General features: G+C 73.6%; 10 protein-coding genes and 2 pseudogenes. 2 read left to right on the top strand and 10 right to left on the bottom strand.

Translation table 11 applies throughout. The features are described from left to right. The first annotated feature begins 34 nt into the window (after positions 1-34). Entirely contained in the window at positions 35-1,555 is a 1,521-nt protein-coding gene (gene glpK / locus ACIRF8_RS30170) for a glycerol kinase GlpK (RefSeq protein ID WP_404219827.1), read from the top strand. A gap of 109 nt (positions 1,556-1,664) precedes the next feature. On the opposite strand, the gene ACIRF8_RS30165 is transcribed toward glpK, so the two are convergent. From ACIRF8_RS30165 to ACIRF8_RS30145, 5 genes and pseudogenes are all read right to left on the bottom strand, one after another. Then, positions 1,665-2,270 carry a GTP-binding protein gene (locus ACIRF8_RS30165; RefSeq protein WP_404219825.1) on the bottom strand — a complete coding sequence of 202 codons (606 nt, stop codon included), beginning with the start codon at positions 2,268-2,270 and terminating at the stop codon, positions 1,665-1,667. A gap of 51 nt (positions 2,271-2,321) precedes the next feature. Next, positions 2,322-2,570 (bottom strand): annotated as a pseudogene (locus ACIRF8_RS30160) (DUF742 domain-containing protein); the annotation flags it as partial. A gap of 204 nt (positions 2,571-2,774) precedes the next feature. After that, a pseudogene (locus ACIRF8_RS30155) lies at positions 2,775-2,917 on the bottom strand (DUF742 domain-containing protein); the annotation flags it as partial. A 9-nt stretch (positions 2,918-2,926) separates the two neighbouring features. After that, the gene (locus ACIRF8_RS30150; protein WP_404219823.1) at positions 2,927-3,364 is read right to left on the bottom strand and encodes a roadblock/LC7 domain-containing protein; all 438 of its coding nucleotides are present in this window, start codon (positions 3,362-3,364) and stop codon (positions 2,927-2,929) included. After that, positions 3,361-6,048 carry a nitrate- and nitrite sensing domain-containing protein gene (locus ACIRF8_RS30145; RefSeq protein WP_404219821.1) on the bottom strand — a complete coding sequence of 896 codons (2,688 nt, stop codon included), beginning with the start codon at positions 6,046-6,048 and terminating at the stop codon, positions 3,361-3,363. Before ACIRF8_RS30145 ends, ACIRF8_RS30150 begins: the two co-directional genes overlap by 4 nt. Positions 6,049-6,434: 386 nt before the next feature. On the opposite strand from ACIRF8_RS30145, the gene ACIRF8_RS30140 reads away from it, so the two are divergent. Then, positions 6,435-6,878, top strand: a complete 444-nt coding sequence (locus tag ACIRF8_RS30140) for a hypothetical protein (protein WP_404219819.1) — start codon at positions 6,435-6,437, stop codon at positions 6,876-6,878. A gap of 21 nt (positions 6,879-6,899) precedes the next feature. Here ACIRF8_RS30140 and ACIRF8_RS30135 read toward each other — a convergent pair whose 3' ends face one another. From ACIRF8_RS30135 to ACIRF8_RS30115, 5 genes are all read right to left on the bottom strand, one after another. Then, complete coding sequence (locus tag ACIRF8_RS30135; protein WP_404219817.1) at positions 6,900-11,534, bottom strand: hypothetical protein; 4,635 nt, start codon at positions 11,532-11,534, stop codon at positions 6,900-6,902. A 43-nt stretch (positions 11,535-11,577) separates the two neighbouring features. Continuing rightward, positions 11,578-12,477: a hypothetical protein gene (locus tag ACIRF8_RS30130; protein ID WP_404219815.1), complete on the bottom strand. Its 900-nt coding sequence runs from the start codon at positions 12,475-12,477 to the stop codon at positions 11,578-11,580. 31 nt (positions 12,478-12,508) lie between these two features. Continuing rightward, on the bottom strand, positions 12,509-14,035 hold the full coding sequence (locus ACIRF8_RS30125; protein WP_404219813.1) for a hypothetical protein: 1,527 nt from the start codon (positions 14,033-14,035) through the stop codon (positions 12,509-12,511). Between the two features lie 69 nt (positions 14,036-14,104). Further along, complete coding sequence (locus ACIRF8_RS30120; RefSeq protein ID WP_404219877.1) at positions 14,105-14,797, bottom strand: GntR family transcriptional regulator; 693 nt, start codon at positions 14,795-14,797, stop codon at positions 14,105-14,107. A gap of 167 nt (positions 14,798-14,964) precedes the next feature. Then, positions 14,965-16,377: a HEAT repeat domain-containing protein gene (locus tag ACIRF8_RS30115; protein ID WP_404219811.1), complete on the bottom strand. Its 1,413-nt coding sequence runs from the start codon at positions 16,375-16,377 to the stop codon at positions 14,965-14,967. Positions 16,378-16,417: the final 40 nt, after the last annotated feature.

The raw sequence follows: 16,417 nt of genomic DNA, 5'->3' as shown, positions 1-16,417 counted from the left end.
CCTCGAACGACCGTCTTCTCACGAAGGGGTAGCCATGCCCGACAACTCCGTGAAGTACGTCGCCGCCATCGACCAGGGCACCACATCGAGCCGCTGCATCATCTTCGACCACGCCGGTGGGATCGTCGCCGTCGACCAGCGCGAGCACCGCCAGATCTTCCCCAAGCCCGGCTGGGTGGAGCACGACGCCACCGAGATCTGGTCCAAGGTGCAGGCCGTCGTCGCCGGTGCCATCGCCAAGGCGGGGTTGCGCGCCGACCAGCTCAGCGCCCTCGGCATCACCAACCAGCGGGAGACGACGCTCCTGTGGGACCGGGCGACCGGCAAGCCCGTGCACAACGCGATCGTGTGGCAGGACACGCGCACCTCGGCGCTGTGCACCGAACTGGGCGGCACGGACGGGCAGGACAGGTTCCGCGATCAGACGGGCCTGCCGCTGGCCAGCTACTTCTCCGGACCGAAGGCCGCCTGGCTGCTCGACAACGTGCCGGGCCTGCGGGCGCGCGCGGAACGCGGCGAGATCGCCTTCGGCACGATCGACTCGTGGCTGATCTGGAACCTCACCGGCGGCGTCGACGGCGGCGTCCACGTCACCGACGTCACCAACGCCGGACGCACGATGCTGATGAACCTGGAGACACTTCAGTGGGACGCGTCGATCCTGTCGGCCATGAACGTCCCGGAGGCCGTCCTCCCGGAGATCCGCTCGTCGGCCGAGGTGTACGGCACGGCGGTGGGCCAGCTCTCCGGGGTGCCCGTCGCCTCCGCGCTCGGCGACCAGCAGGCGGCCGTCTTCGGGCAGGCCTGCTACGACACGGGGACGGCGAAGAACACGTACGGGACAGGCAGCTTCCTGCTCCTGAACACCGGTGAGCGGCCCGTGCCCTCGAAGAACGGGCTGCTCACCACCATGGGGTACAAGATCGGCTCCGAGGCGCCCGTGTACTGCCTGGAGGGCTCCATCGCGATCACCGGCGCCCTGGTGCAGTGGTTCCGTGACCAGCTCGGCATCATCAAGACCGCCGACGAGATCGAGACGCTGGCGGCGAGCGTCGACGACAACGGCGGGGCGTACATCGTGCCGGCGTTCTCCGGCCTGTTCGCGCCGTACTGGCGCTCCGACGCGCGCGGTGTCGTCACGGGCCTGACCCGCTACGTCACCAAGGGGCATCTCGCCCGGGCCGTCCTGGAGGCGACGAGCTGGCAGACCAGGGAGGTCGTCGACGCCATGTACCAGGACTCCGGGGTGCGGATCACGACCCTGAAGGTCGACGGCGGCATGACGAAGAACAACCTCCTGATGCAGCACCAGGCCGACGTCCTCGATGTGCCCGTCATCCGGCCCAGGGTCTCCGAGACGACGTGCCTGGGCGCCGCGTACGCCGCCGGGCTCGCCACGGGCGTGTGGAACGACCTGGACGAGCTCAAGGCCCACTGGCAGCGGGACGCCGAGTGGACGCCGTCGATGGACGCGCGGGTCCGGGACCGGGAGTACCACAACTGGCGCAAGGCGGTGGAGAAGAGCTTGGGCTGGCACGAGGAGGAAGGGGCCTGAGCGGAAGGGGCCCGGCAGGACGGGCCGCGCGAGCCCCTGTCCGTACCGCAGGCAGCACGCGCGCGTAGCGGCGAAAAAGCGTCTACGCGCGCGTGCTGCGAAGTCCGGATCAGGTGACCGCGGGCTGTCGGCGCCGGGCCGCGGTCGCCGCGGCGTGCTCGACGACACCGATGAGGACGTTCTTCACGGAGTCCTTCTCCCGTGCGTCGCACAGGACGACGGGGACACCGGCGTCCAGGTCGAGCGCCTGGCGCACCGAGTCGGCGGGGTAGCGAGCGGCCCCCTCGAAGCAGTTGACGCCGACCACGAAGGGGATGGAGCGCCGCTCGAAGTAGTCGACGGCGGCGAAGCAGTCCTCCAGGCGGCGGGTGTCCGCGAGGACGACGGCGCCGAGGGCCCCGGTGGCTAGCTCGTCCCACAGGAACCAGAACCGGTCCTGTCCCGGGGTGCCGAAGAGGTACAGGACGAGGTCCTTGCGGAGCGTGATGCGGCCGAAGTCCATGGCGACGGTGGTGGTGTGCTTGCCCTCGACGCCCTGGGTGTCGTCCACGGGCCGGCCCGCCTCGCTCAGCAGCTCCTCCGTGCGCAGGGGCCTGATCTCGCTGACCGCGCCGACGAGCGTGGTCTTGCCCACGCCGAAGCCACCGGCCACCAGGATCTTGAGCGTGACGGGCTCGACGGGGCCCTTGCCACGCTCGGAACGCCCGAAGATCATGGGTTGTCTCTCCTGCCTCACTGATGTCGCTGTGTGCTGTGCAAGGCCGTTTCAGAGGGCTCTGAGGCCGTCGATGACGTCGCGCAGAATGCTCTCGTCGGGCAGTTCCGCGGGCGGCACGGGGCGGGTGACGTGGACCAGCTCGTCGTCGACGAGATCGCCGATGAGGACGCGTACCACGCCCACGGGCAGGTCGAGTTCGGCGGCGAGTTCGGCGACCGACTGCGGGGCGTCCTGGCACAGCCCGACGATGTCGACGTGTTCCGGCGACAGGGTCTGGTCGGCCACCGGGTCGGGGGGGGGGGGGGGGGGGGGGGCGGGCCGGCCGCCGGGGGGGGGGGGGGGGGGGGGGGGGGGGGGGGGGGGGGGGGGGGGGGGGGTGGGGCGGGGGGGGGGGGTTGTCGGGCCCCGGGGGGGGGGCGTGCGGCCCCCCCCCCTGGTGGTGGTGGTGGTGGGGGGGGGGGGGGGGGCGCCCCCCGGGGGGGGGGGGGGGGGCCCCCCCCCCCCACGACCGCGATCAGGTCGAGGCGATGCTGGGCCGCGCTGGTGGTGCGGCCGCGTGTCATGGCGTACGGACGTACGACGGGCCCGGCCTCGTCGTCGAACCAGTGCTGCGTCTCCTGCGTCCCCTCACCGTCTGCGCTCATTGCGACCCACTACCCCCCGGCGGGCTGATCCGTGCGCGGAGCCGTCCCCAGATGTGCGCCCACCCGCTTGACCAGCAGAGTCATCTCGTAGGCGACAAGGCCGACATCGGAGTCCGCGTCGGAAAGGACGGCGAGGCAGCTCCCGTCACCGGCCGCGGTGACGAAGAGGAACGCCTCGTCGAGTTCGACGACGGTCTGCCGGACGCCCCCTGCGTCGAAGTGCCGCCCCACCCCCTTGGCGAGGCTGTGGAACCCGGAGGCGACGGCGGCGAGGTGCTCGCTGTCCTCCCGGCTGAGGTCCTTGGAGACCCCGGTCGGCAGTCCGTCCCCGGAGAGCACGAGCGCCTTGCGGATACTGGCGACGCGCTCCACCAGGTCGTCGAGGAGCCAGTTGAGCTCCCTGGAACCACCGTTCGTGGTGTGCGCGGCGGTCTTCGGTGCGGTCATCGACCGTCCCCTTCAGAAGTCGTTCCCTGTGCTGTGCCGTCCGCGCTGTCGTCGCTCGCGGCGTTCTCCTCACGGCCGCGCCGCCAGCCACGCTGGAGCGAGGCCATCCGGTCGCGCACCTCGTCGGCGTCCCGGTCGGCGGGCGATGCGGAGACTGTCTCTTCGGGGGCCTTCGCGCGGTCACCGCGCAGGTCGGGCCCGTCCTTCAACTGCGGGGCCAGATTGGCCTGCCGGACGCGCTTGGGCAGGCCGCCGGCGGGGACGTCCGGCTGCTCCGCGACGGTGGGCTCGGTGGCCCGCGCCCGCCTGCGGGGCAGCTCCGCGAGGGAGGCCGGCGGGGTGGCGCGCAGGCCGTCGCCGCTGTCGCGGTCGTGCCGCTCCCCCGGTTCGCCGGTGTCCCGGTCGAGGGCGGCGGGCCGGGTGCGGATGACGGGTCTGCCGTGCGAGCTGACGAGTTTGGGGGCGCGGCGGCGCGGCAGCGGCACCAGCCCCTCCGGCGTCCCCTCGCGCTCCCCGCCGTGGGGCTCGTCGGCCTGCTGGTGCTGCTCGCCCGGAGCCCCGGCGACGGGGCGGCGGGGGCGGAACAGGGCACCGCGCTCGCTGTCCTCCTCGCCCAGGGCGCCCGGGAAGGGGGCCATGTCGGACGTGGTCAGCGGGGCTTCCAGCTCGATCGGCCCGTCGAGGACGGAGGCCGGCAGGCCGGGCAGGCCGTCGGAGGTGCCGAGGGTGGCCGGGGTCGGGCGGCGCCGGGCGTCGGGCCGGTCGAGGCGGAATCCGGCGCCTTCGGTGTCGGGGGCGTCGGTGAGCAGCGCGTCGGGGATGAAGACGACCGCGGTCGTGCCGCCGTACGGGGACGGCTGGAGGGAGACGCGGACGTTCTGCCGCTGGGCGAGGCGGCTGACGACGAAGAGGCCGAGCCGGTCGGTGTCGGAGAGTTCGAACTCGGGCGTCTCGGCGAGGCGCAGGTTGGCGTCGAGGAGGGCGTCGGCGGCCATGCCGAGGCCGCGGTCGTGAATCTCCAGCGTGAACCCGTTGGCCACGTGTTCGCCGAGGACCTGCACGGCGGTGTGCGGCGGTGAGAACACCGTGGCGTTCTCCAGGAGTTCGGCCACCAGGTGCGTGAGGTCGGCCACGGCCGGTCCGGTCACTGCGATCCGCGGCAGGCGGCGGACCTCGATGCGCTCGTAGTCCTCGACCTCGGCGACGGAGGCCCGCACGATGTCCATGAGCTGGACCGGCTTGCGCCACTGCCGGGACGGGGCGGACCCGGAGAGGATCACCAGGCCCTCCGCGTGACGGCGCATACGGGTGGTCAGGTGGTCGAGGCGGAACAGGTCGGCGAGCTCGTCGGTGTCGTCGGTCCTGCGCTCCATGGCGTCGAGCAGGGTGAGCTGCTTGTGCAGGAGGACCTGGCTGCGGCGGGCGAGGTTGACGAACACCTCGGAGACACCGCGGCGCAACTCGGCCTGTTTGACGGCGGCTTCGACAGCGGACCGTTGCAGAGTGTTCAGTGCCTGGCCGACTTGCCCGATCTCGTCCTTGTCGTACTCCAGGCGCGGGGCCTCGGTCTCCACATCGACCTCCTCGCCCGCGGCGAGGCGGCGCATCACGCCCGGCAGCCGGACGCCGGAGGCCTCATGGGCCTCCAGGCGCAGACGGCGCAGGTCGCGGACGAGACCGCGGCCGATCCTGACCGACAGGAACAGGGAGACCAGCAGGGCAAGGAGGCCGAGCACGCCGGCGATGCCGGCCCGGAGGAAGACCTGGAGGGCGATGGGGCGGGCGCGGTCCTGGTAGCGCTCGGCGGCCGCGGTGTCGCGGTCCACGAGTTCGCCGAGCACCTGCCCCGCGGCCTTGTCCCAGCTCGCGGCGGTGACGCCCTTGGGTGCGCCGGGCGCCCCGTTCGCGACGGCGTTCTCGGCGGTGCGCAGAGGGGTGGTGTCGGGGCCGCGCCAGTAGCGCTGGAAGCGGGCGCGTTCATCGGCGGGCAGCAGGGCGAGGTGGGTGTCGTACAGGAGGGTGCGCTGGGCGATGAGGTCGGAGACCTGGCGCAGTTCTTCCTGTGTGAGCCGCCGGGCGACGAGGCCGGAGCCGACCAACGCGTCTTCCCTGGACAGCAGTTCGCGGGCCTTGATGACTCCGACGACGGCGCGGCCCTGGCGTTCCACGTCGGCGTCGTCCAGGGCGGTGAGGCCGAGGAGGAAGTCGTCCGTCGGCTCGATCAGGTGGGTGTAGAAGTCCAGGGCCTGGGCCCGGGTGACGGTTCCCTCGTCCACGTTCCTGCGCAGCGACTCGATGCCCTCGAAGCCTTCCACTGCGGCGTCCAGGGCGCCGCGCGCGTCGCTGTTCAGGCCGTCGCGCAGGCCGGTGTCGGCCGCCTTCTGCTTGATCCGGGACATCTGCTCGTCGGCGGCGGAGCGCCGGGTCCGCAGGGTGGACTGCGCGTCCGAGGCGCGGGGGTCGGCGAGGTACACGAGGGTCTGGCGGCGCTCCTCCTGCAGGGCGCGGCCGGTTTCGACCAGCGGGTAGCCGATCGCGTCGGCGGCCTTGCCCGCCGAGAGCAACTGCATGGCGGCGCGCCCCGTGATCACCGAGGCGAAGGCCCAGATCGCCGTCAACGACAGGAGCGGCACGAGCAGCAACGCCACGATCTTCCGGCGGATGGACTTCCCGCGAAAGCGCATGGCCTCCCCCAGATCGGCCCCGCGTCGTCAGGGGCACACATGTGCGTCAACAAACGGCGTGAGCCTACTACTGAGACAGGAGCAACTCGAAGGCCTGTCCGGATGCCGTCCGGCCCCGCCACGGCACGGGCGTCCGGAGTTGTCCGGGCATTGCGGGAGATTGCATCCCGGGATCGAGGACAAGCCCCGCGTTCACAATCGGTCGAAACCAAAAGGCAGTTGGCTGGAACTTTTCGCTTCCGACCACCGGATCAGGGCAGTTGTCCGAATTCGGGAATCTTTCGGGGCCGCCGCGCGTCTTCACCACAGAACGTAGGTGGGGGCACGACGGGCGCACCGAGAGGCGGCGTGAACCAGAGCAAACCGGGCAGTCACTGTGCAGGCCGGTGCGAGGTGTCGGACCGGGCCCGGGAACGGTGGGGAGTGGCGTGATGACGGATGTGGCGGAGCGACGCGAGCTGTGGGTCGAGGAGCCGGCGAAGCGACGCCGGATGCCCGATCCGGTGCGTACGGCGGCGGTCCGCGCCGTCCTCATCACGGCGGTCACGCTGATCCAGGCGATGGTCGCCGTCCTGTGCACGCTCGCCGACTCCTGGCTGGCGTTCCCCATGGTGCTCAGCAGCGTGGCCAGCACGGTCGTGGCGACATGGGGCGTGCTCGACGTATGGGTGACGCGCCAGGTGTGGAACCAGCGGCACGGTGTCGTCTCGGTCCCGGCCAGCACCGCCCGCCGACTGCGCAAGGAACGCCGCCGGGCCCGCCGCACCGCGCGGCGGACGCCGGAGAGCATACGCAGGCACGGCGCGGCGGGGCGGTTGACGCATACGTGACGGTGGGCCCCGCCGCCCCGGTCAGGCGTCCCGCGCCACGGACGCGGCGGGCTCGGCCGGCCGCTTGAACATCCGGGTCGCCGTGATCTCGCCGTGCACCGTCTCCCCCGTCCCGTCCGTGTGCTGCTGCGGCAGGCCGGGACGCAGATGCTCCTCCACGCTGATGTACTTCAGCCCGGCGCGGAGGTCCGCGTCGTTGCGCAACCGGATCACCAGCGGGAACTCGGCGAGCGCCGTCGTGTCGAACAGGCCCGTGGTGTAGAGGAGTTGCACGCCCAGGGCGTCGGACACGGCGCGCTGGAGCTCCAGGAGGTACGTGGCGTTGGCGCGGCCGATGGGGTTGTCGAGGAACAGCGTGCCCGCGTGGCGGTGCTTGTCGCGGCCCCGGTCGTTCGAGCGCAGCGCGGCCATCGTGCAGTACAGGGCGATGGCGGCGGTGAGCAACTGGCCCCCGGAGAAGACGTCGCCCATCTGTCCGACGGGCACCCGCTCGGCGCGCAGCACCGCGTCCGGCTTGAGGATCTCGACAGCGACGCCCTTGGGCTCCAGAGCTGCGGCGACGCCGCGCAGCAGCAGCGACATGCCGTCGCGCCGCATGTCGGAGTTCTTCTTCACGGCGGCGCGGGTCGCCTCGTCGATGACCTCGCCGAGCCGCTCGGTGAGCGTGGCCTGGTCGGGCTCCTCGAAGCGGATCCGCAGGAACTCCTGTCCCGACCACTCGCCGAGCCCCTCGGGAAGGCGGGACAGGCGCTGGGCCGAGCGGAGCGTGGCGAGGGACGACTCGACGAGGCCGCGCAGCCGGTCCACGATCGAGTCCCGGTTGCGTTCGAGCTGCGCCAGCTCGTCGGTGAGCACGCGCAGTCGGGGTGCGAACGCCTCCGCCCAGCGCTGCGCGTGCTCCGGCAGCGCCGACGCGGGCAGCTCCCGGATCTGCTGCCGCGCGGGGGTGCGCACCTGCTCGTAGCGGGTGGAGTTGGCATGCCGTACGAGGATGTCGCTCGCCTCGCGGACGGCGGCCTCGGCGGCGGACAGGTCGGCGGCGCAGCCCCGCAGGGAGCGGCGGGTATCGGCCGCTGCCGTGCGGGCCTGCTCCAGGGTGCCCGGGTAGGGCTCCTGCTCCTCCTGCTCCTCGGCGTCGGTGTGGTCGCGCAGCAGGTCGCGCAGGAGCGCGGCGGTCTCGTCGAAGCCGCCGGTCCCGTCCTCGGCGGTCCGGTGGGCGTCGAGGAGGTCGCCGTGGGCGGCGCGGGCGGAGTTCAACGCCTCGGCGCGGGCGGCCAGTTCGGTGGTGACGGTACGCAGCAGCGCGGCAGCCTGATCCACGTCGGCGGGGACGAGGTCCTCGGGCAGCTCGGTGTGGGCGGTGCCGTCCTCGGGCGCGAGCCGCTCGGCCTCACCGCGCAACCTGCCGAGCTGTTCGCTCGCCGTGGAGGCGCGGGTCTCCAGGAGCTGGACGAGTTCTTCGGCGCGGGCGGCGGCGGCCTGCCGGGACGGGCCGTCGGCCCCGTCGGGCGATTCGAGGAGGGCGGCGGCGCGCGTACGCACCTTGTTGCTGAGCCGGTCCAGCTCGGTGAGCGCGGCCGATTCGTCGCTCTCGGCGCGGGCCTGCTCGGCCCGCAGGTCGGCGCCGACGCCGACCTTCTCGTACAACTGTGACGCGGCGCGGTAGGCCTCCCGCAGCGCGGGCAGCGACGCGGTGGGCGGCTCCCCCTCGGGCACGTCGTCGGGGGCGCCGGCGATCTCGGCGCGCTCGGCGCGCAGCGCGCGGGCGGTACGGCGGGTGTCGTCGGCGGAGCGCTGGGCGGAGCGCCGGTCCTCGTCGGCGGCGCGGGCGCGCTCCAGGCAGGACTGGGCGCGGGCCTCCGACTCGACGGCCTCGTCGGCGAGTTCGCGGACCTTGGCCTGCCACGCGGCACGCTCACGCAGGCGGTAGGCGAGACCGGCGAGCGCGTCGGCGGCGCGCCGGGCGCGCTGGGCGGCTTCCTGGCGCTCGTCGCGGACGCGGGTCGCCTCGGCGGCGGCCTCGTCCGCCTCGGCGCGGACGGTGCGGGCCTCGGCGAGTTCGGCCTCGGTCTCCTCGGCGAACGTACGGGCTTCTCGCGCGGCGGTGGCGAGTTCGGTGAGGCGGCCCGCGGGGCAGCCGGAGCGCCAGGAGCTGAGCCGCGCGGCCAGTTCGCGGTCCTTGGCGAGGCGTCCGGCGAGGGCGCGGATGTCCTCGTCGCGCCGGGCGGCGCGGGCGCGCAGGGCCTGACGTTCCTCGTCGGCGGCGTGCTCGTCGTGCATGGCCGGGTTCGGCGGTACGAGGAAGACGCCACTGGCATCCGCGTCCGACGCGCTCTGCGCGGGGGTCGGCGCGAGCAGGGCACCGGCGGTGCCGACGGCGACGGCGGAGCGGGGCAGCAGGGCGGCGCCCGCGAGGATCTCCCGGGCCCGAACGTGGGAGGCGGGGTCGGTGATGATGACGCCGTCGACCAGTTCGGGGCGGGCGGCGAGCACGCGCGCGTGGTCGACGGGGTCGACGGCCTGGGCGAGGTAGCGCCAGCCGGGCAGGGCGGGGATGCCGTGCTCGCCCAGGTACTCGACGGTGGCCAGCACGTCGGGTCCAGGCGGCAGCAGGCCGCCGTCCCCGAGGGCGCCGAGGATGCGGGAGTCGTCGGCGGCGGCCGTGCGCAGCTCGAACAGGTGTCGCTCGGCGGAGGCGACAGAGTCGTCGAGGAGGGTCTTGAGGTCGTCGGCGGCGCGGTCGAGGTCCTCGGCGGTGAGGGGGGCGTCGGTGGCCGGGTCCGCGTCGGCCGTGGCGGTGCCGCTCGACGGGCCGTCCACGCCGAGCAGTTCGGCCAGTCGCTCCTCTCCGGCGAGGGACGCGGCGGCCCGCTCCTCAACCCGGTACGCCTGCTCGGCCGCGTCGGCGGCGTCGGCGGCGCGGGCCGCGGTCAGCTCGGCGCGGGCCTCGGTGGAGGCGGCCTCGCGGGCGTGCTCGGTGGCGCGGCGGGCGGCCTCGCGGGCGGTGTCCCAGGCGGCGACGGTCGTCTTCTCGGCGTCGCTCGCGGCGAGTGCGGCGCGGGCCGGGTCGGCGTCGGGCGCGCTGTCGTCGAGCCAGCCCGCGCGGACGGCCTCGGCGGTCTCCTGCTCGACCTCGCTGAGGCGCTGGCGCAGGTGGCCGAGTTCGCTGCGGGCGCGCTGCGCCTCGGTGGCCGCGACGGTCGCGTCGCGGTGCGCGGTCTCGCCCGCCTCCTGGAGGGCGGCGGAGCGCTCCTCCTCCTCGTTCGCGTGGTGCTCGGCCTTCTCGGCGGCGCCGTGCAGGGCCCTGACCAGTTCGGAGGCGGCCTTGGCGCGGGCGGCGAGGGCGGGTGCGGCGTCCCGCTCGGCCTCGCGGATGGCGGCGGCCACGCGCGCGGAGCGGTCGGAGGCGGCGCGGTGGCGCAGTACGGCCTCGGCGGCCTGCCAGGCGGAGTGCAGGGTGCGGGCGTCGGCCAGTTCGCGCTTCTGCGCGGCGGCGGCCTTCTCGGCGCCCGCGAGGGCCAAGGAGGCGTGCCGGTAGGCCAGTTCGGCGGCGATGAGGGCGCTGCGCCCGCGGGCGGTCTCGGCCTCGGTGACGGTGTGTGCGGCGGCGGTGACCTGCTGGGCGAGGTCGGCGGCGCGGGCACGCTCGACGGTGGCCCGCGCGGAGAGGCGGCGGGCGAGCGTGCGGGTGCGGCGCTCGGCGGCGGCGTGGATGTCACGCGCGCGTGCCCGGGTGTCGGCGGCTTCGACGATGCGGGTGAGCAGATCGACGGAGCCCGCGGTGAAGTCGCGTTCGGCGATCAGCTCGGCGCGCCGTCCCAGCTTGTTCCCGAAGCCGCTGACGAGGTCGGCGAGGCCGTCCGTGTCGCGGGTGTCGGTGACGGCCCGCAGCAGCAGGTCGGTGAAGTCGGAGTCCTTCTTGACCGCGAAGAGGCCGGCGGCCTCGCCCTCGTCGGCGTTCATCTCGCGCTGGTAGCGGAAGAGTTCGGGGTCGAGGCCGAGGTCTCCGAGGTGCTCGTTCCACCGGTCGTGGATCTCTTCCCAGTGCACTTCGAGGTGCGGGTAGGCCTTGCCCGCCTCGGTCAGCGCGTCGCGGAAGCCCTTCATGGTGCGGCGTCGGCCCTGTGCGCCCGAGGCGCCTTCGGCGAGGGGGCGTACGGCGGTCGACTCGGCGACGGGCAACGAGTCGAGGCTCAGTCCGGGTCCCGGCCGGAACGAGTACCAGGCCTCGGCGAACTTCCGCGGGTCGTTGGAGACTTGGCGTCCGCGCCACTCGCTGGCCTTGCCGACGACCACGCATTCGCCGGTGAGGGTGTGCTGCCATTCCAGGGCGACGTGTCCGCAGTCGTCGGCGAGCAGGAACTTGCGCAGCACTCCGGAGCTGGCCCCACCCAGCGTGTTCCGGTGGCCGGGGAGCATCACGGAGAAGATCAGCTTGAGCAGGACCGACTTGCCGCCGCCGTTCTCCAGGAAGAGCACACCGGCCGGCGCCGGGCGGCGCGGCGGGCCGACGGGCTCGTCCTCGAAGAACTCCGCCTGGGCGGGCGCGGGATCGGGCACGGGCTCGCCGACGCCCCGCAGGTCGAGCACGGTGTCGGCGTAGCGCGCACCGGCCGGCCCGATGGAGTAGAGGCGAATCCGGGACAGCTCGTACATGGCGGACTCTCGTGGTAGGTACGGACGGACGGTCGGGAAGCGGTCAGGAGTGGAAGGGCAGGCCCGCGTCGGCGACGAGCTCGGCCGCGTCCTCGTCCATCGGCGGCAGCAGGCTCGCGGATCCGTCGCTCACGGGAACCACGCCCAGCTCCAGGAGTTCGGCCATGGCCGCGGTGCCCGCCATGTCGCGGACCTGCAACTGGTAGCGCGCCGTGGTCCGGTACGTGCCGCCGCCGTCGTCGCCGGTTCTCTGCAGGAAGCCGGAGTCCGTCAGGAAGGCGAGGGCCTTGCCGACGATGCCGGTGGTGGAGCCTGCGAGGCGGCGGGCGTCCTTGGTCGCTCCGGTGGCGCTGCGCCGCGCCCAGATCCGCCAGGCCGCTTCGAGTCCGGGGGCGTCGGTGGCGGGGTCGGTGTTCTCGCCCTGCTCGTCGGCGCGCTCCTCCAGCCTGCGGCAGGCCTGCCGGACGAAACCGTCCACGCCGTTGACGCTGACGCGGCCGATGTAGCCGTCGTCGGCGAGGTCCTCGGGGCGGGGGAAGGCGAGCGCGGCGACGGCGAGGTGGGCGAGGCCGTGCAGGAAGCGGTCCGTGGAGTCGGCGGCGGTGCGGCGCGCGTAGTCGCCCATGCGGACGGCGAACACGGAGTCCTCGGCGGCGGTGACGGCCATGCCCGCGCGCGGGGAGACCTCAAGCACGACGAGGCCGAGGCCGGTGGCGACGGCGTCGGCGAGGCGGGCGAAGGGAGGGTCGTCGCGGTAGCGGCGCAGCAGTTCGCCGTACTCCTGGTCGCGGGAGGGCTGGAGCTTGGGCTGGAGGCCGAAGGAGACCAGCCGGGCCGCGTCGGCGGCGTCGGCCGGCGTGACCGGCGCCGGGGCTTTGGGCGAGCCGGGGACGGCGGCCTCGGGCTCGCCCCACTCGGTGTGCTCGTCGTGGTGCTCGGTCACGGGCGGTACTCCTTGATCGTCTTGCGGTGCCTCACGCGGCCTCCGTCCGGTCGGCGGCCATGCCGGCCGCGTCGAGCAGGGCCGTGCCCACGATGAGGTCGGCGCCGCCGAACTCCGGGTCGTCGAGCTCGGTGCCGTCGTCCACGGCGAAGAGGAGCTTGCCCTCGCCCTGGCGGTAGGCGGTGCCGACGGGCGGGCTCGCCGCGTGGACCGCCAACAGGGCGACCAGGTAAGGCAGTTCGCTGTCGCGCCGGCGCGCTTCGGCCAGCAGGCCCGACAAGCGGCGCGGTGCGTCCGCGGGCAGGTCGAGCAGTTCCTTGGCGCTCGCGAGCTGCTCCTCGCTGAACCGGCTGTCGTCCGGGGTGGCGACGAGGTCGGGTTCGGGCATCTCGGCCCCGAGGTGCTCGCGCTCCTGCGGCGGGGTCAGCAGTATGTCGACGAGGTCGCCCACGCGTACGGAGACGGGGGTGCGCAGACCGGTGCCGTGTGCGAAGAAGGCGTCGGTGACCTTGCGGGCGCTCTCCACCGGCAGCGGCAGCAGGGGCGCGACGAGCTGTCCGTACAGGTCGAGGCCCGCGCGCGCGGAGGGCGCGGCGAAGGCCTGTCGGTCCTGCTCGGCCCGGAACAGCGGCCCGGCTTCGAGGAGGCGCGACTGGAGCTGCGTGTGGCGGCGGATGCAGTCCTTGACGATGTCGACGAGTTCGGCGGCGCGGCGCTTCTGCTCGGGGTCCTCGGACTCGTCACGGGCCTTGCGGATGTTCGTCAGGATCGCGTTCTCGTGGCGGTAGCGGTCGGCGACGTGGTCGAGCGCCTCGGCGATCATGTCGGGGACGGCCTTCAGCCAGTCGACCGCGCGGACATTGCGCCGGGTCGCGTCCAGTGCCTTGCGCAGCGTCTCCGAGTACTGCACGGTCCGGTACCGGGCCTGCTCGGCGGCGAGTTGCGCGTCCGCGAGCCGACCGCGGCTGATGAGCACCTCCAGCTTCACCTCGGCGGCGATCTGGGCGCTGGTGACGTCGGTGTCGAGGGCGCCGACGAGGACGTTGACGGCTTCGTCGGTCGTGCGGAGGTAGACGCTGCCCCCGTAGCCGGGGACTTCCTCGATCAGCTTGAAGTCGTAGTCGCGGCGCACATAGGAGCCGTCCGTCGTGAACGTGCCGTACACCGCGCGGAATCCGCGGTCCACAGTGCCTACGTTGATCAGGTTCTCCAGGACCCAGCGGGCGACGCGCTCGTGCTCCGCGGCGGGCCGCTGCGGGGCCTGGGCGGCGATGCGCGGCACGAGGCGGGCCACTATCTGCTCGTGGTCGGCGCCCGTGTCGAAGTCCATGTTCAGCGTGACGAGGTCGATCGCGGAGAGCGCCACCTCGGCCATGCCGTACGTCGAGTACTCGCCCGCCAGATTGGCCTTGCGCACATCGAGGTCGTGCAGCGGCGCGGTGCAGGCGAGCGCGCGGAGCCGCCGCGCGAGCCCTTCGTCGGCGGCCGGCCCGGGTGCGGGGCGCGGCCCCGCGCTGAGCTGGGGCGGAACGGATTCCGTGGTGGCAGGCGAAGTCACGGAGCACAGACTAGGCGCTGGGTCTGACAACGGTCGAAACGACGCAGATGCGACGGTGGTCCGGGGCGGCTACAGGGCCGCCGGGACCCGCTGCCCGTACACCTCGACGAGCCCGTCACGGGAGTCGTCGAGGTAGTCGGCGAGCAGCGCCTCGGCGGCTTCCTTGTGCCCGCGGCGGAGCGCCTCGACGATCTGCTGGTTGCGGGCGAGGTAGGGCTCGTGGAGGCCGCGCGGATCGTCCACGACGTGGAAGGCGAGCCGCAGTTCGGCCAGGACGCTGCGCATCAGCTCGTCGGTGCGCTCGCTGCGGGCGAGGGCGACGAGTTCGCGGTGGAAGTGGATGTTGGCGGTGGAGACGCTTTTCCACTCGCGGGCCTCGGCGGCGCGCTGCCCGTCGGCGACGGCCGCGGCGATCCGGTCGAGGGCGTACGGGGGTTCGCCGAGGGAGCGTACGACGGCGCACTCGATCATGCGGCGGATCCGGTAGATGTCCTCGACGTCGTCGACGCTGAGGACGCGTACGAACACCCCGCGGTTCAGCCGGTGTTCGAGCAGCCGCTCGTGGGTGAGCAGCCGGAACGCCTCGCGCAGGGTGTTGCGCGAGACGCCGAGGGCGCCTCCGATGCTGTCCTCGGACAGGCGGGTGCCGGGCAGGAAGAAACCGTCCGCGATGCGGCTCCTGAGGATGTCGGCGACGCGCTCGGCGGTGCTGGTACGTCCCAGCAGCGCGCGGTCGTCGGCGAGTGCGTTCGGTTCTTCCATGGCCACGGCCGCATTCAAGCGTAGATACAGGAACGAGACAACATGGGTATCGCACCACGTGGGTATCGAGGGATCGTTCAACGATGCATGCTGCCCGCGTACCGGCGCGGGAGGCGGAGGGAGAACGGCGGGAGGCGGCCCTCGGGCCGCCTCCCGGCATCAGCCGCTCACAGCGCCGGCGCGTCCGGTCCGATCCTGGCGCGGACGGCGGTCTGCACCTCGGCCTCCTCGGCCGGGTCGGCGGCGAGCCTGCGCAGTTGGTCGACGACGCGGGCGTCGCCGGTCTCGGCATGGCGGGCCGCGACCTCGCGGGTGGACTCCTCGCAGTCCCACAGGCACTCGACCGCGAATCCGGCGGCGAAGGAGGGGTCGGTGACGGCGAGGGCGCGGGCGGCGCGCCCGCGCAGATGGGACGAGGCGGTCTCGCGGTAGATGTGGCGCAGCACGGGCGCGGCGCAGGCGATGCCGAGTCGGCCCGCCCCGTCGACGAGGGGCCACAGGGTGGGGGCGTCCGGCCCGTCGCCCCGCACCGCTTCCCGCAGGGCGTCGAGCACCAGGTCGCTGTCGGCGGCGGCGCCCCGGCAGGCGAGCACGCGGCCCGCGGCGGCGCCGAGCGCGTCGGGCCTGCGGGCCCAGCGGCGGGCGCGCTCGACGGTGGCGAGGCTGCGCATGCGCTCGAAGGAGTCGAGGGCGGCGTCCACCACCACGCGCGCGGGTGACTCCACCGCGGCCTCGATGAGGTCGAGGACGTCGGGGTCGTGGGCGTCGGCGAGGTAGCGCAGGGCGGTGCAGCGGGCGCCGTCGGTGCCGTCCTGCGCGGCGCGCACGATCTGGGCGCGGTCCTCGGGTCCCGCGACGGCCGCCAGGCAGCGCGCGGCGGGCACGTACAGGACGGCTCCGCGTTCGAGGCCTTCCTGGGCCCAGTCGAGGACGGCCCGCACGCTCCACTCCGGGCGGGGGCCCGCGGGGGTCAGTTGCCGTTGCCAGCGGTCGAACGACCCGGCTTCCTGGGCGGCACGCACGCGTGCCCGCACGTGGGGCCGGGAATCCTCGGCCCACAGCCGCCAGGGCCGTGGTTCGAAGGCGTCGCGGACGGCGGCGACGAGTTCCGCCTCGTCTTGCGCGGAGAACCGGGCGAGGACGGGCTCGGCGAGGGCGCGCAGGCCCGCGTCGTCGTCGCGCAGGGCCAGCTCGTCCAGGGCCCAGGCCCAGTTGGAGCCGGAGGCGGCATACCTGCGCAGCAGCGCGAGGGCGTCCCGCCTGCCGTACGAGGCGAGGTGGCCGAGGACCGCGAGGGCGAGCCCGGTACGGGACTCGTCGGTGTCGACGAGGTCGTCGGGGTCGAAGAGGTGTCGCTCGATCGCTCCGAGCTCGCCGTGGAGGTCGAGGTAGAGGCGGGCGTAGTACAGGGAGCGGTTCTCCACCTGCCAGTCGCGGCGGGGATCGCTCCGCACGCAGTGGTCGAGGGCCGCGAGCGCCTCGGCCCGCGGTGCCGTCAGCGCGTGCAGGGTGCCGTCGCCGCGGCCCCGCTGCAACAGGCCGAGCAGCGTACCGCTGGGCGCTATGACCGGTTCGAACATGGGAAACAGCCTCACATCAAGCGTCGACGCAACCGGGAAC

Origin of the sequence: Streptomyces sp. NPDC102406 (genome assembly GCF_044765725.1) — a bacterium.
Classification (GTDB): Bacteria; Actinomycetota; Actinomycetes; order Streptomycetales; family Streptomycetaceae; genus Streptomyces.
Note: the sequence above shows the minus strand (reverse complement) of the source record. Positions and strands in the feature narration are given on the sequence as shown.